16 protein-coding genes are annotated in these 15,938 nt (G+C 37.4%); 4 read left to right on the forward strand and 12 right to left on the reverse strand.

The genetic code is table 11. The annotated features are described in order from the left end of the window. Positions 1–154: 154 nt before the first annotated feature. From JOC54_RS20515 to JOC54_RS20565, 11 genes are all read right to left on the reverse strand, one after another. The gene (locus JOC54_RS20515) at positions 155–634 is read right to left on the reverse strand and encodes a hypothetical protein (RefSeq protein WP_204468802.1); all 480 of its coding nucleotides are present in this window, start codon (positions 632–634) and stop codon (positions 155–157) included. Then, the gene (locus JOC54_RS20520; RefSeq protein ID WP_204468804.1) at positions 631–1,095 is read right to left on the reverse strand and encodes a hypothetical protein; all 465 of its coding nucleotides are present in this window, start codon (positions 1,093–1,095) and stop codon (positions 631–633) included. The genes JOC54_RS20515 and JOC54_RS20520 overlap by 4 nt, the downstream gene beginning before the upstream one ends. Positions 1,096–1,554: 459 nt before the next feature. After that, on the reverse strand, positions 1,555–3,213 hold the full coding sequence (locus JOC54_RS20525) for a ribulokinase (RefSeq protein ID WP_204468806.1): 1,659 nt from the start codon (positions 3,211–3,213) through the stop codon (positions 1,555–1,557). A gap of 13 nt (positions 3,214–3,226) precedes the next feature. Next, entirely contained in the window at positions 3,227–4,156 is a 930-nt protein-coding gene (locus tag JOC54_RS20530; protein ID WP_204468808.1) for a dihydrodipicolinate synthase family protein, read from the reverse strand. 5 nt (positions 4,157–4,161) lie between these two features. Then, entirely contained in the window at positions 4,162–5,196 is a 1,035-nt protein-coding gene (locus JOC54_RS20535) for a sialidase family protein (RefSeq protein WP_204468810.1), read from the reverse strand. Between the two features lie 25 nt (positions 5,197–5,221). After that, positions 5,222–7,009 carry an L-fucose isomerase gene (locus JOC54_RS20540; RefSeq protein ID WP_204468812.1) on the reverse strand — a complete coding sequence of 596 codons (1,788 nt, stop codon included), beginning with the start codon at positions 7,007–7,009 and terminating at the stop codon, positions 5,222–5,224. A 20-nt stretch (positions 7,010–7,029) separates the two neighbouring features. Continuing rightward, a complete protein-coding gene (locus JOC54_RS20545) occupies positions 7,030–8,523 on the reverse strand; it encodes a tripartite tricarboxylate transporter permease (protein WP_367617844.1) in 1,494 nt (497 codons plus the stop codon). A gap of 13 nt (positions 8,524–8,536) precedes the next feature. Next, positions 8,537–8,989: a tripartite tricarboxylate transporter TctB family protein gene (locus JOC54_RS20550; protein WP_204468814.1), complete on the reverse strand. Its 453-nt coding sequence runs from the start codon at positions 8,987–8,989 to the stop codon at positions 8,537–8,539. A 27-nt stretch (positions 8,990–9,016) separates the two neighbouring features. Further along, positions 9,017–9,976, reverse strand: a complete 960-nt coding sequence (locus tag JOC54_RS20555) for a tripartite tricarboxylate transporter substrate binding protein (protein ID WP_204468816.1) — start codon at positions 9,974–9,976, stop codon at positions 9,017–9,019. A gap of 85 nt (positions 9,977–10,061) precedes the next feature. After that, positions 10,062–11,063 (reverse strand): LacI family DNA-binding transcriptional regulator, encoded by a 1,002-nt coding sequence (locus JOC54_RS20560; RefSeq protein WP_204468818.1) that lies wholly within the window; start codon positions 11,061–11,063, stop codon positions 10,062–10,064. A gap of 282 nt (positions 11,064–11,345) precedes the next feature. Then, positions 11,346–11,537 carry a hypothetical protein gene (locus JOC54_RS20565; RefSeq protein ID WP_204468821.1) on the reverse strand — a complete coding sequence of 64 codons (192 nt, stop codon included), beginning with the start codon at positions 11,535–11,537 and terminating at the stop codon, positions 11,346–11,348. A 1,323-nt stretch (positions 11,538–12,860) separates the two neighbouring features. Between JOC54_RS20565 and JOC54_RS20570 the strand changes: the two genes are divergently transcribed. The 3 genes from JOC54_RS20570 (at position 12,861) to JOC54_RS23470 (ending at position 14,373) form a co-directional block, all read left to right on the forward strand. Beyond that, entirely contained in the window at positions 12,861–13,706 is an 846-nt protein-coding gene (locus tag JOC54_RS20570; RefSeq protein WP_204468823.1) for a LolA family protein, read from the forward strand. 21 nt (positions 13,707–13,727) lie between these two features. Further along, positions 13,728–13,937: a DUF805 domain-containing protein gene (locus tag JOC54_RS20575; protein ID WP_204468825.1), complete on the forward strand. Its 210-nt coding sequence runs from the start codon at positions 13,728–13,730 to the stop codon at positions 13,935–13,937. Positions 13,938–14,298: 361 nt separating this feature from the next. After that, on the forward strand, positions 14,299–14,373 hold the full coding sequence (locus tag JOC54_RS23470; RefSeq protein WP_367617846.1) for a hypothetical protein: 75 nt from the start codon (positions 14,299–14,301) through the stop codon (positions 14,371–14,373). Here JOC54_RS23470 and JOC54_RS23285 read toward each other — a convergent pair. Continuing rightward, a complete protein-coding gene (locus JOC54_RS23285) occupies positions 14,347–14,478 on the reverse strand; it encodes a hypothetical protein (protein WP_275582735.1) in 132 nt (43 codons plus the stop codon). The two genes, JOC54_RS23470 and JOC54_RS23285, sit on opposite strands and share 27 nt — an antisense overlap. A 1,082-nt stretch (positions 14,479–15,560) precedes the next feature. On the opposite strand from JOC54_RS23285, the gene JOC54_RS20580 reads away from it, so the two are divergent. Further along, positions 15,561–15,791 carry a hypothetical protein gene (locus JOC54_RS20580; protein WP_204468827.1) on the forward strand — a complete coding sequence of 77 codons (231 nt, stop codon included), beginning with the start codon at positions 15,561–15,563 and terminating at the stop codon, positions 15,789–15,791. Positions 15,792–15,938 lie beyond the last annotated feature (147 nt).

The following is a 15,938-nucleotide window of genomic DNA, read 5'->3' on the forward strand; positions in this document are numbered from 1 at the left end:
AAAAAATTAAGCTACCACACACCGATAGAGTTCGGTAATATGGCAGCTTAATAAGTAGGTGTTTTATTACTGTCCCAAATGACTAGGTCAGTCTAACTAAGCTGTAAAAAGGGGGGTTTTTTTCAAGTAAAAATTTAAAAATCAATCCTTTACTCTATAAATATGTGACTGATAATGTGCTAGGATGAACATGAATCACTTTTATCCCTTTATCTACGCTATATTTAACTATATCTCCTGTTCCACCTAAACCTTTTGCTTCTTCTCCGTCCCAAATTGCAACAATACAATCTGAACAATCACTTATATAAAGACCTGCTCTGTAAAAAGCTTCCTCAGTAGATTTCTTGAAAGGCATAAGATGAATATTAGTAGCACCATTCAACAATCTTTTATAGTTTGATTTTTCTTTTTTATCAAAGTTTTTTATATAGTCTTCCGCTGGAATTATTGCACAATAATCAATTGATAATTCTGTACAAACATCAGCAAAAATCTGGTCTGCTCCTATTGCTAAAGATGTATAAGCTAAATTTCCACCCTCCCGCTCTATTAATAACTTTAACAAAGCTTTAAGTTTATTAATTGATGGAACTTCTGATAAGTCTTGATGGCCTGTTATACCTATCTTCATATCTTATTGCTCTTTCTCAAAGACCAATAATGTCGACCTACAGGGGTTAGCACACAACTTTTATTGTTTATAGCAGCATAATACATGTGATCTTCCCCCTCAGGTTTAACTAATCCTGCTGAACAGCATCGCTGTAATGACTTAAGAATTAAAACATTTTCGTCGTTAGCATTCTCACATGAATGCTCGTAAGATGAATCAAGATAATAATGGTCAAAAGGAGTTTGAAAAAGAAGTAGAGTATCTAGATCCGATAACTTGATTTTTGGTAAACATTTTCGCAAAGCGGTTAACTTTGATAAATTAGCTTTTAATAGTGGTCTTTGATCACAGGCCCCTAATGCTTGATCTGTATAACCATACGTACTTGAGACACTTACATTACCTAAAGGATCTGCAGCACCACCATCTAAAGCATCTAAGATTAAACTTGTAAAAACCCCAGAATTTCCAACTTCCATTGAATATTGTGTGCTTTAAGCGCTTTTTGTTTAGCACCAAGATTTGAACGCTCGTTAGAGACTTTATTGATTGCACTTTGAATAGTCGTAATAGCTTGAGCAAAGTCGATACAGCTAGTCCAAGTTCAGTAACGTCATTATTTGTTCCATTCGTTACCTTTTTGAACATTTGTAGCATCGCTTGCATTAATTATTAACCCTAGCCATGAGTTTTATTAACTTTTGAATGAATGTATTTAGTCAAAAAATTGCTGCCCCTCCAGCAATTAAAATAAGAATAATATGATTATTATATATTTTGAGTGCTTAGTTATTCGTCCCATAATTAGTGTACAGAGGATTTTAGATGTAAGAAAGAGATTGATTATTGATTCAAACGCCATTATTAGAAAAAGCGTTAAACTGATTAGAACCCAAAGGCTCTAATCAGATTTTTAATTTGAACAATAGTCTATTTAATTAAACAGTACTTTTTATACTTCTTAATTGATACATCCATTCTTTATGCGATCTCCCGAAGTGTTCGTGCATTTCTTTATAAAGTTGAAAGAGCGTTTCGTACTTGGCTACGTTTTCAGGTATTGGGCGTATTGGTTCCGTATTTACTCTTGCCATCTCTTCTGCAGCATTATAGATTGTATCGAACCCACCGGCTTTTTTGCCAGCCGCAGTAGCACCAAACATTGCTGCTCCTAGAGCCGTAACTTCTTCTGAATCAGCTAGATAAATGTCTCTATTCAGTACATCTGCATAAATTTGCATGAAAAGTTTATTTTTTTTAGGGAGACCCCCACAAGCAAAAAGTGCAGTTACTGGAACTTGATTATTTTGAAACGTTTCCACAATAATTCTTGTGCCATATGCGGTTGATTCAAGTAAGGAGCGATAAATATCTGCTGGTTTCGTTGCTAAAGTTAGACCAATAATGGCACCAGACAAATGAGCATCAACTAAAATACTTCGGTTTCCATTCCACCAATCCAAGGCCATTAGACCATGTTCGCCTGGAACCTGTTTATTGGCCTCTTTTTCTAGCCAAGTATGGATGTTAATTCCCTCATTTTTAGCAGCAATTACTACATCCGCTGAAATAGCCTGTTCAACAAACCATGCAAACGAGTCTCCTACCGCCACTTGTCCGGTCTCATAACTTATGAAACCAGGTAAAATTCCATCAGCGACCGTTCCACACACACCTTCTACTAAATTTTCATTCTCTGAAAGCAACATATGACAAGTCGAAGTTCCCATCGCAAGCACCATTTGGCCAGGTTTCACGGCGCCTACGGCAGGTACTGCTGCATGAGCATCAATGACATTTACTGCAACCGCTGTACCGGCAACAAGACCTAATCTCTCTGCCATTTGCACCGATAAGGCTCCTGCTTTTTTTCCGATCGTACGAACTTCTCCACGTAATTTCGTATCGTAAATATCTTTAAGTTGAGGGTGAAGTTCTGAAAGAAAATCCTTTGATGGATAACCTTCGCTTTTATTCCATAAACCTTTGTATCCAGCTGTATTACTAGATCGAATAAGCTCACCTGTTAATTGATAGACTAACCAGTCACCAGCCTCCATAAACAGATCGGTTCGTTTAAACAGATGTGGAGCCTCTTTTAACATTTGTAGTATTTTTGGAAGCATCCATTCAGAAGATATTTTCCCCCCATAACGTTTAAGAAAGGTTTCTTCTCTATTCTTGGCCAGTTGCGTGATTTGGTCAGCTTCTTCTTGTGCTGCGTGATGTTTCCAAAGTTTAACCCAACTGTGCGGATTGTGTGCATGTTCATTGTCTAGACATAGAGGCTCCCCGGCCGCATTTAAAGGCAGTATGGTGGAAGCAGTAAAATCAATTCCTATCCCAATTACGTGATGGGGATTAACGTTTTCTTCATCCATTATAGTTCGGATTGTATCCGTCATTGCTTCCAAGTAATCAGTTGGGTGCTGCAAGGCCCAATCTTCTTTAAGTTTTGTTCCATCTGGTAAGGTATGGTCCATCACGCCATGTTTATACTCTTTAACGGCTACAGCACTTTCCTTATTTGTCTTTAAATTATAGAGGAGTGCTCGAGCGGAAGCAGTTCCAAAATCGATTCCAATCACGTATGACATGTTACAACTCCTTTTAGACAATCCACTTCTCTAATCGTTTGCGATACTCATTTGTCAATTCTTTTAACTGGCGTACTTCTGTTTTTTCTGTAGAGTTTAAAACCTGATTTGCGTTTACTCTCGTATCTTCTAACCAAGATAAGCCAAGTGTCTGTAAATAGTATTTTGCATTAGCTGGATAATGTTGGCGTTCAATTAATGCAGACATACTTAAGAAATTTTGCAACTCTTTTGCACGTATGGGTTCTTTTTCATAATTGTTAACAAGCCATGCGTACAAATCAGGTTGAAAATTCGCCATGACACCACTATATCCGAATACACCAGCTTTAAGTGTGTCTAGTAGAGTTGCCGTGTTAGCATTATAGATACGTAAAGCGGTTCCCTCTACAGCGTTTATTTTTCCCTCAATTTGTTGTTGGTCACAACACGTATCTTTTAAGAAATAGAATCGACCTGTTTGGGCTAATCTTCTTAAAATGCCAGGTTGAATTAACCGCTTGTAAGGGACAGGACATTCATAAAAGCCAAGAGGGATATGAGATGGAATGAGATCAAGTAGTTGGTTGACATTTGTTTCAAAGGTTGTATCATTTTCTTCTTCGTTAGCTAAGCGATTAGTAATCAATATAACAGCGTCTACACCTGTAGAATACATGTTTTTCACTTGTTTTGCTTGTTTTTCAATTGTATCTGCTGTATGTCCAGATGCAATTACTGGTATACGACCATTTACTTTCTTCGTAATAAAGGCAGCTAAATTAGTTGCTTCCTCATCCGTTAAAAAAAACATTTCACTCGATTGACAAACCGAAAATAATCCACTTACGTTATTTCTAATGTACCATTCAATTAATTCTTCTAAGGCTTTATAATCAATAGCGTTCTCTTTAAAAGGTGTTAGCATCACTGGCCACACCCCACCTGGAAAATTTCTCTCCATTATTTTTACTCCTCCCATTTCCTCTCATCGAACCGCCAAACAACAATGCTTTTGCGGTTCCATGTATAGGATAGACAAACGATATGTTCTTTTCTTGTTAATGATGGATAAGAGTATTCACCCTCACCCTCCTCAAGGGTACACAACAATTCCCATGTGAACCCGTTATCCTTTGATAGATGCAAGCAAAGGGGACTTCTTGGTCCCCAATTTAATTCGACTGGATTCGAGCACATTACAAGATTACCTGATGAGAGCGTTACGATATCAATTCCACTATTATTATTCGGAAAATCTGTTTTGACAGGATCACTCCACGTCAGCCCGTAGTCATGTGAATTCGAACGAAATAAAACTCCTTCTGAAGAGCGCATTAATGCATACACATCTTCTGTTCCATGAGTCCACAAAGTAGGTTGAATGACACCACGTCCATAAAAAGATTGTTCGGATACAGCAATATCGCTTGTTGCGGTACGGTGTCCAGAATAGACTAAACCTGGAATAGCGATGGATTCTGATTTGACCCAATTGAGACCACCGTCCAATGAGCGATCAATAAATGAATGCCAAATACCTTTTTCAACTGAGCCACCAGCTAAGATTGTCCCGTTATTTACTGAGATCATTTTTGTTCGAACTGGTCCTCTTCCTCCTCTGTCTCCTGCAACAAGTTCCTGTGGATTTGTCCATGTTCGCCCTAAATCGTTTGAGTAACGTACCATGGTTTGCCACGTGTCTATCTGTCGACCTATTTTATACAGTAACCAAATTTTTTGATCTTCGCTCTCCATAAAAAAGACGGGGTTCCAATGGGGAATGTCGCCATCATTTGCGACAATAACAGGTAGGCTAAATCCTTTTTCATCGACTGTTGTCATCCAAATTGCTGTATCGTCAGCTCCTTCATAAGATCCTGCAAACCAAGCAACGAGAATATTCTTATTCGGTAAGATAAAGCAATTTGACGCATGGCATAGTGAGAAAGGTACGGTCTCATCATTGAAAGCATAGTATTTACCTTCATGAGATGTGTTCATGCTTCTCGCTCCAATCTACATTTTTTTATTTTCCATATAATGGTCCGTAAGAATGACATGCACGATAGTCAGCAGCTTCTTTATCTTTTGTTCCAAATGCATTCCAAGCGCTTGGACGGAAGATTTTCTTATCATCTATATTATGCATAGAAACAGGGATTCTTAGCATTGATGCAAGTGTAATGAGAGAGCCTCCTATGTGACCATAGCTGATCGCGGCATGATTTGATCCCCAATGGTTCATAACAGAATAAACATCAGCAAAAGCACCTTCTCCAGTCAATCGTGGTGCAAACCAAGTAGAAGGCCAGGTTGGATCCGTTCGTTTGTTTAAGACTTCGTGAACTTCTGATGGTAGTGTTACAGTGTAGCCTTCTGCAATTTGTAAGACTGGTCCAATGCCTTCTATTAAATTGACACGACACATGGTAACAGGCATTTCACCGTCTGTAACAAACTGTGAAGAGAAACCTCCTCCTCGGAAATATTCAGTGGTGGCTGGATACCACGTTGTTGCATGTAACGACGACTCCACTTCATTCGTTGTGATTTCCCAAAAAGGTTTTACAACGGGTTCTCCATTTCGTTTATGATGGCCGGTAAAATCAAGACTCGCTGCTCCAGAATTAATGAGATGTATAATGCCGTGTTCAGCTTTACCTTTTAAGGAGTATCCATTACAGACACGGGAAATAGATTTAGGACTCCAAAAAGATCGAACATCTGCAAAGAGCTGCGATGTATTTGTAAGAAGGTGACCGAAAAGCATTGAAACAGCATTCAAATTATCGTTTTCAGTTGCAAAGATATAAGGTTCACGTGCCCCATTCCAATCAAATGAGGAATTTAATAGAGCCTCCATAAAATCGCCATTTGGTGCATAATCAGTCCATTGTCTTTGTCCCTGAAAACCCGATATTAAAGCGTGATGGCCTTCTGCTTCTTCTAAAAATCCTTTACTGGAGAGTGTTGGATTACCTACCATAAGATCACGTGCAATCAAATACATTTTTACGACATATGCCCAATCTTCGTCTTTTTGATCGCGTGTGCGTTGGCTCTCTGACCGATTAAGGTCATCCCCTTCTCGACAATGTTTCCTTGTCCATTTTATTGCTTTTTCGAACTCGACTTCATCATAGATGCCTTCTTCTATTCGTCGTGTAAACTCTGACATATCAACGAATTCATTTCTCATGCCTAAGAATGATTTAAAGAAGCGCGTGTCTACGTGAGACCCAAGAATACCCATAGAAACTCCCCCGATAGCTAGATAGGATTTGTCTCTCATCATAGCTACAGCAAGTCCAGCTCGGGTAAATTGCACCAATTTTTGCTTAACATCATCAGGTATCTCACTAATATCAATATCTTGAACATCTTCCCCGTAAATACCAAAGGCCGGTAAACCGAGTTGGTTGTGGGCCGCTAACGCGGCTGCTAGATACACAGCACCCGGTCTTTCGGTTCCATTAAAACCCCAAATGGCTTTTGGTCGAAAAGGGTCCATATCAATTGTTTCAGATCCATATGCCCAACATGGCGTCACGCTAATTGTTAGCCCAACATGTTCTTGTTTAAATATCTCTTCACACTTGGCTGCTTCTGCCACACCACCAATGGTGGTATCTGCGATGACACATTGAATAGTTTCACCATTTGGATAGTGAACGGTAGATTGCAATAAATCAACAACCGACTGCGCCATCTCCATTGTTTTTGTTTCGAGAGATTCACGTATCCCTTTTCTTCGTCCGTCTATTATTGGCCGAATGCCCACTTTTGGAAGAGCCCCGGTAAGTTTATTAATCATTACTTGTTTCCTCCTCTAGTTTAAGTGTTTTCTTGTTTTCGTCTCTTTCGCCAGTTTAAAAAAGGTGGTGCGATAAGTGCGAGTGCAGTTAACAGTAAAAAGGCAGCACTAATCGGTCTTGTGAAAAAGATGCTAATGTCCCCACCTGACATGATTAATGAGCGTTGCATATTACTTTCAATCATTGGGCCTAGTATAATACCCAGGACAATTGGTGACATGGAGAATTTAAGTTTAATTAAGATGTAGCCGAGAATTCCAGCCCCAACCATGACAAATACATCGATGATGCTGTTGTTAATTGCAAATGCACCTACAAAACAAAGAATGAAGATAATCGGCGAAAGAATGGCTTTAGGAACATGAACAATCTTTGCAAAATATCGTATTCCTATAAGACCGAGAATCACCATAACTATATTCGCTACCAGTAAGCCTAGAAACAAGCCGTATACTTGATCGGGTTGTTCCTTAAAGAGTAAAGGTCCTGGTTGAATACCTTGAATCATTAATGCCCCTAAAATAATGGCCGTCACAGAGTCACCTGGTATACCGAGAGTTGTCATCGGAACCATTGCTCCTCCTGTGACAGCATTGTTTCCTGCTTCTGGAGCAGCAAGTCCCTCAATCGATCCCTTTCCAAACTCTTCTGGTTTTTTTGCAAAACGTTTGGATTCGTTGTAGGAGACATAGGCTGCTATATCGCCACCTGTACCGGGAATCGTCCCAATGAAAGTTCCAATTAAACCAGAGCGAAACATATGTGCTCTAGTCGCACGCCAATCTGCTTTACTTGGAAAGAACCCTTTCATCTTTAGTAACGCTTTTTGCGGTTTTTGGCCAAAATTCTCTTCAATTGTAATCAACGTTTGCGAAAATGCGAACAAGCCAACGAGTACCGGAATAAATGAAATACCGCCCAGTAAATAAGTTGAATCAAAAGTAAACCGAGTATAGCCAGTGACAGCATCGATACCAACTGTTGCAATAAGTAGACCAAACACGCCACCAATTAACCCTTTTGTAACGGAATCTGCTGATATGCTTACAATGATACTAATCCCAAAAATAGCTAAGGCAAAATATTCAGGCGCACTAAAGTTTAAGGCTACCGCAGCAAGCATAGGAGCAACTAAAATAAGTAAGATGTTTGAAGTTATCCCACCTACACCAGAAGCAATGGTCGAGAGCTTTAAGGCACGCCCCGCCTCCCCTTTTTTTACTAATGGATAGCCTTCAATCATTGTTGCGGCTGATGCCGGTGTTCCAGGTGTGTTTAATAAGATTGCGGGAATAGATCCTCCATAAACGGCACCTATATAGATACCGAGCAACATAAGAATTCCTGAGAGACCATCTAAAGCGAATGTAACCGGAAAAAGAAGTGCAACCCCCATCGTCACTGTAAGTCCCGGTAAAACGCCCATAATGATCCCAATTAATACCCCCGCGAAAATTGCTATAATCGATGGTAATGTAAAAGCTGTTTCCATCGCAGCAAATATGTTTTCCACAAGTATCCCTCATTTACAAAATGGTTTGATTAGGTAAAGGTATGTTAAATAATGAGCCAAAAATAAAGAAGATACTTACAACAACCAATAGAGGAGTAATTATTAAACCTAGCCAATTTCGTTGCCCTAAAAGGTACCCCGTTATTCCAACAAACATGAAAGAACTAATAATAAAACCTATATAAGGTAATGCAATACAATATAAAATACAAATGCCCATTATTTTATAAACAAAAATGGCTTGCTTACTTGAGAAAGCAATACTTATAGCTTCCCTTTTCTTTGATATAATGGTTTGCACAATAAGTAGAATACCTAGAAGAATCAATATGGACCCTAATACGGTTGGATATATACCTGGTCCAGGTGCCGATGCTACTTGAGCTGGATAGTCCTTGGATTGCCAGACTACAAAGAGACCAAGGATTATGGTAAATAGTGCAGCAATAATTGTTCCCATTTTCATTGCATGTCCCCCAATCTCAACCTCTCCTTATAAATCAAGGTTTTTCATTAATTCGCTATACATCTCATGATCGTTTGCCATCATTTCAGCTAACTCATCTCCATTAAAAGAAACAGGAATAATTCCTTGATTGCTTAAAAAAGTCTGAAACTCTGGATCCTTAGCTGTTTCTACAAAAACGTTTAACTCTTCCAATACTTCTTCAGGTGTATCCGCAGGAACAGACAATGCAGCCCATGCACGAATTGAGATATCGAAGTTTAGTTCCTCTTTTAATGTAGGCACGTCTGGTAGAAATTCAAGACGTTCTTCACTCATTACGCCGAGTACTTTTAAATCACCGGCATTAATTTGAGCCATAGCATTTCCAGGAGCAGCAGTTACAGCATCAATATGCCCTCCAGTCAATGCAGCAATCGCTGGTGCCGTTCCCCCATCATACGGAATATGTGAAAGATCAATATCAAATTCATCTTCCAGAGCTATCGCAGCTAGATGCCAAACTGCACCGATGCCAGAATTCCCCACTTGAATTTCCCCTGGATTTGCTTTAGCATATTCAATAAATTCTTGCACCGTATCGTATGGGGCATCACTTGGAACAATCACTGAAGCCGGATCAGCAATAGGTGCTACAATTGGTATAAAGTCTTCATGTGTGACCGGTAATCTATCTAAATGGGGCAGCATAGCAAGCTCCACTGTGGTCATTGTTAACGTATAGCCATCTGCATCAGCACTTGCCCCTTGAATCAATCCTGTAATGCCACCGCCCTCTGTGTTGTTTTCTACAACAACCGTAGTGTTAAGTTGATCTTTTGCATGGTCGACGAGTCCTCGAGCAACAATGTCTGTTCCTCCACCAGGTGCGTTAGGTACAATGATTTTAATTTCCTTTGATGGGTAAGTAGCAGCTTCTGAATTACACCCAGCTAAAATAGCGGCAACACAAGTTAATGATATTGATAAAACAAACCCTTTTTTCATAAAAAACTCTCCTCAGTTTATATTTTTGGTTCCGCTTACATTTTATGCTAAAACGTTTTAGCAATTCGTTTTAAGGAAAGCAACTCTATTCAAAGGAGCTGCTTTCTCTTTCGAGTATATAACTCGAAAATTTCAACTGTTCATGTGGATCTGCTGCATTTCGTAAAATCTTCAAAAGTAAATTGACACTTGCCTCTGCCATCTCTTCAACTGGTAAGTTAACAGTTGAAAGGGTTGGTATAGTAAATTGTGTAGCAATCATATTATCATGTCCAATTAATTGAATATCTTTTGGAACCTTGACATTAGCCTCGTGTAAGGCAGACAGGGCACCTATGGCCATGTAATCACTTAAAAAGAAAATAGCTGATGGCAGGGGGGATACCATTAGGAGCTGTTTGGTTACAGCATAGCCGCCTGCTTCGGAGAAATCACCATACAACTCGTCAACCTCAATTTGATAAACTCTACATTCTTCTAAGAAGCCTTTTATACGAAGGGCTACTGCTTCAGAGGACACCTCTGGAATCACAATGCTAACTTGCTTATGACCATTCTGGATAAACTTTTTGGCTACATCACGCCCTGTTTTTTCACTATCTACAAGGACCGTTGCGTAATTTTTGGAGTGCCTTTGATAAACGACAATCGGTAAATTAAGATTAGCTTGCTCCAAGTAGTGCATATCTTCGTCAGATGCATTTGCGATAATTGCTCCATTGAAACGTAGACCAGTCTTTAAAGCATGGAGTTCACGTAGTTTTCCATTTTCGTAAGGTTGGATAAGCAATTCGAACTGTCCTTCTTGATATGTTGATTTGGATTGTATGCCTTGTAAAAAACGTGAGATGAGAGATGTTCGTGCATCTAGTGTCCACAATATAGCAATAACAGGTACTTCTTTACCTTTAACCCTCAATTTTCTTGCAGATAGACTTGGTTGGTATCCAAGCTCTTTAGCAGCCTCGAGAACGCGTGTTTGAGTCTTTTTTGATATCCGCATGTCGTCAGCTTTTCCATTAAGTACAAACGAAGCAGTACCAACAGAAACCCCAACTTTCTCAGCAATTTCGCGGATAGTTGCCATAAGTCACCATACTTTCTATTTTAGCTAAAACGTTTTAGCTATTGAATTAAATATATATAATAGCGCTTTCTCTGTCAACAGTTTTAGAATTAAATTTCAAAATAAAAATAATAATCTTTTTAAATAAAAACTATTGCGGGGCTACATTTAACATCTATTAAGGCTGTTAGGTTAGACTATTTAAAATAGCATAATTTACCTTTGAAAAGTACTTTTCTAAACCCATATTTTCAGAGGTCCCCTATCTAATTAACAAAATCATTGCACTATACAAACATCCCTTTAATCTATTTGATGCCCTCTCCAATGTTTATTCACTAATGGGATAAATACCGCCCAGATAATGAACGTACCTATTACTGAATTAAGTACATCCATCCAATTTAAATGTCCACGAATCATAAAGCTTAATACGACCGTTATTAAAGCAACAACTAGACTTGCTATAACTGCATTTGAAAGTGTTTTTTTCATACTTATCCTCCATTCTTATTTAAATATATTATAAACTATACCTTTTTAAATTTTATTTAAACTCTTTTGAGTAAGTTCTTTAATATGCGCTTAATACATATGGCCAATGATGCATCCGCAGTTGGAGAGACTGTAACGGCTGTCTTTTTGAAAAAGGTAATTTACTAAATATTGGTACAGGGTCGGGGGTAACATAACTTCTTTATTGCAGAAGTCTCGTTTTTGTTAACCATGTGCGTGAGGTGATAAAATGGTACCAAAATAATAAAATATTTGATCGGTGTATTAGCTGGGACTTCATTTATTATTTATTACTTAATTTTGTCTAATTGAACATACTTAAAATTATCCCTGATAAAGCATCAGAAATGTTATTAAATATAAAAAACTTCAAGTTACTGAAGCTAAGACAATTAAATCATTAAAACTAAATACTATTCTGCCGAAATAGTTGTTGAAAGTAAATAAGACTATGGAGGAATTAATGCATGTCAAATTCTCAAAAAAAAAAGGACCAATAGTTAAGACTGGTCCAACCACTGGATCAGTGAGATCAAAAAATAAGAATGGTAGATGGCGAAAAAAAAGAAGTGACGCGGGTGTCTCACGCGAAACAGGAATTAAAAAATGACATACACTGAGATATTGAGCCACAAGTCATTAAACAGGGTTAGACAATATAGGTCTTTACAATAGCAGAATCTCTTACAGAGATGATGGTTTTTTTTCGTAGATTGTAATCGGGATTTAGTAATCTTTAGAAATTTTTCATCATGTTAAATCAAAGGAACTTGTCTTACCTGATTATAAAAACTACTTGTACTTTGATATAGGTTTTCAAATTGACATATATTGTACTAACTCAAGAAGTTATTAATTTTACAAATCAAGAAATTAACATTTAACTAAAAAAGTACAATTAACTGAACTCTAAAAAAACCATTTAGCCAATTGGTTCGTTTGGGTTCATTATTGAGCAAATTTTTTACTATATTTTATAATGCAGCTATTCCTATTCAAAAAAATTATGGCAAGCACGCAATTTTTATACTAGTCATGACAAGAAACATCTTATAAAGCTAAGATGTTTTTTCTAATATATGTTTAATTTGTTTTTCTAATAATAATATATTAACGGAGTAGTCAAGCGCGATGCAACAAAACAACATTCAAGAGTGAGACAAAGTAGCGAAACGTTAATCAAAAAGCTTGTGCAAAAAAAATAGTATTATACGTTTCCATATCAATTCCAAATTTGATGTTTAACATTCTGTTGAAGAGGCTACTAGAGGAGAGAATTAATTACATCTAGGGGTGATTTTTATGAAGAAAGCACTTATCGTTGCACTTTGCAGTACAACTGCGTTACTGGTTGCTTGTAATGACAATTCAAACGGAGAAGAAAATGACACAGCGAATAATAACGAAGAAACAGAAATGACCGAAACGGACACGGATGACGAAACAGATAATACAGACGAGGATGACATGACCGCTGAGGACGTTGTTAATGAAGCCATTGCATTGTTTGACGATCTCGAAAGCCTTTACATAGAAATGGAAGGTAGCGGCGACGTTGATTTCGGATCAGAGGACATGGACGAAGAGCTTGACGACGTTGAAATGGATTTAGACATGAATACAAAAGAATGGATCTTCTCAGAAGGCGATGAAATGTATAATCGTACAGAAACTGAAGTTGGCGTTGGAGTTGAAAGTGATGAAGAATCCGGTGCTGATGAGGTGGTGTCTTATGGCTTTACTGATTATGACGATCCCAATTATATGATTATGTATGATGAGGGAGACACCGAGGCAACACGCGTCGAAAACTCTATGGAGTTTGATTTTTCTACATTGGCTCACGAGTACGAGGATCTACTTGAAAATGCTGAATTAACTTTAGTTGGTGAAGAAGAAGTAAACGGCTATCAGGCTTATCATATAGAGGCTGAAATGGATGATGAAGTAAGATCTTACTGGTTTGATACAGAAAATTTTTATGCTGTTCGTTTAGAAGTTGAAGCTGGGCAAGATGAAGAAGGTGGATTCTCTAGTCAAGATGATGTAATTGATTATGAGTTGAATCCATCATTCGATGAGTCCCTGTTCCAAGTACCAGATGACATAGAGGTAGTTGATGGAGATGCCGGAGACACAATCGGATAGTAAAAACTGGAGGGGAAACATATGGCTTCTTTTAAAGGCAGAGCAAGACATTCACGATTCCAAGGAATTTTAGGAACAATATTTGTCTTACCTATAATAGCAATCCTCGGTCTTTTAGACGTTATTCCTGTTTCAAATACACTCTCGTGGTTAGCTTTAGGTGCTTTTGTTGTTGGCTTAATAGTACTTATCGTCTCTTTTAAAGGCAAGAACCCAGCAAATGAATCTTAAAGATGAGTAAGAGTAATTAGCATGTCTTATGAAAGTTTATGCTTTTAGTTGACCGCCTACAGTTACTTTGCTATTCTGACAACAACTTCTCATCAGAAGTTAATGGACTTTCACATGACCCCGTGGGAGTCCCATTGTATCCTTTTTAACCCTGCTCAACGAGCGGGGCTTTTGAAGTATAAATAAATTAGTGCTAATTGACGATATAATTATTGTCTGTTACATTTGAGCTTCCCTTTTCCCTTCAAAAAAGGTCTGAGCCCCGTTCCAACGGCGGGGTTTCTATAATATTTTAGGAGGTTATCATTTGCCATTAAAGCAAATTAGTATCGAGATCTTATATGAGGCTTATCAATACGCAGTGCATAATAATTTACCTAAAGATTTATTAAATTTGCTACGCAATGAGTTAATCAGTCGAGGCTTCCAATTTTGATGCGATATCTTCTAAGAAGTTTACTTCTTCTTTAGTAAGCTCTCTGTTTAATTTTGATCCAAATTCAGCAATCAACCCTTCCAACACAACATAGAACTCAGACATATCTCCCCCCTTTTCATTATAATAATAATTTTCCGACAACATATCAAGCTGTTTCTTAACACTTGGTTAAAAAGATTCTTTAAGAACTTAAAAAGCAAAACAGAAGTTTAATTCTTTTTCTGTTCATCGTATATGGTTTTAATATATTCATCGCTATTATGACATGTATGTAACCCCCTCTTCACAGGGGGCAAAAGGAGACATCAATTAGGATAGGTAAGCTGCACCTAATTTATATTATGCTCGAAACATCTTTGACGTTCATTTAAGAATCAGGCACGAGATGCTTCTGAAGTATTAGTAGTTGGTAAGAAATTATTTATAAGCGTTATTATAGATGGACAAGTTCGCCATAATATACACGTACATCATATAAAAAATAAAAATCATGCCGTGATCAATTCGCCAGGATGACTGTTTTATATTTCCTCCCAAGGGTATTATACAGTAAAAGAAAATATTGAAGAGGTGATTTAGTGTCTAACTTAAATTTCGGTATGAAAAAGTCACGTTATACCACTCGATACACTACAATAAAATCAACTTAATTTCTATGCCAAACATTGCTGTAATTATTTTTTATCGCTTATTCCACTTTAACCGATAATAGGTTGGTTTGCAGTTGCCTCATTATCGGCATATTTTTGCTATTTACTAAATTTAAAAATGCTAAATTTCACAAGAATGGCTATGTAATGTTAATTAAATTTGAAAATAATATCGCTATTTATACATAGTTTTTAGTTTAAAATGGCGATATCAAAGCGAGGTCATGTATGAAGAAAAAGTACATTATTTATTTTGTTTTAGCTTCATTCGGAGCTCTTATTGGGATAGCTCTATCAAGATTCGTTTTTAACTAAATAGCAATAATTCAATCTTCAGAGCACCATGCAATATGATGATTTATCTAATTTACAGACTGAGACAGCAGAGAATAGTATAAAATGGCTTGAGCGTTATAAATGTTTTTATTTTCCGCCCAGTTTATGGTTTTCCTTTGGTCATACGGCGAATTAATTGTTTTACATTTCTCCCCAAGGGTATTATCAAAAATAAAACAATAATAGGGAGGCGATTTAATGAATAACGTAAAATTCGGTAAGAAAAAATCACGTTATACTACGATCTTAGGCGCTGTTATAACTATGCCTATAATTGCTGTATTAACGTTCTTAGAGGTTATCCCGCTTGACCCAATGATTGGTTGGATTGCAATTGCAGCCTTTATAATTGGATTAATTTTAATGCTTACTAAATTCAGGAACACTAAGCTAGGTATGGATAAAGGCGACGAAAATAATATTTCCTAAGCAGATATTCAATTAGAATGTCTTTTTATCGCGCAGTTTATGGAAACTACAACGGTTCATTTGGAAAAAGGTTAATAATTGTGATCTACTTTATCATAATTAGAAGTCAGCTTAATTCTTAAATAACTTTCACCCTAATCCCCCTCT

The sequence above is a fragment of the Shouchella xiaoxiensis genome, assembly GCF_016907895.1.
In the GTDB taxonomy this organism is placed as follows: domain Bacteria; phylum Bacillota; class Bacilli; order Bacillales; family Bacillaceae_D; genus Shouchella; species Shouchella xiaoxiensis.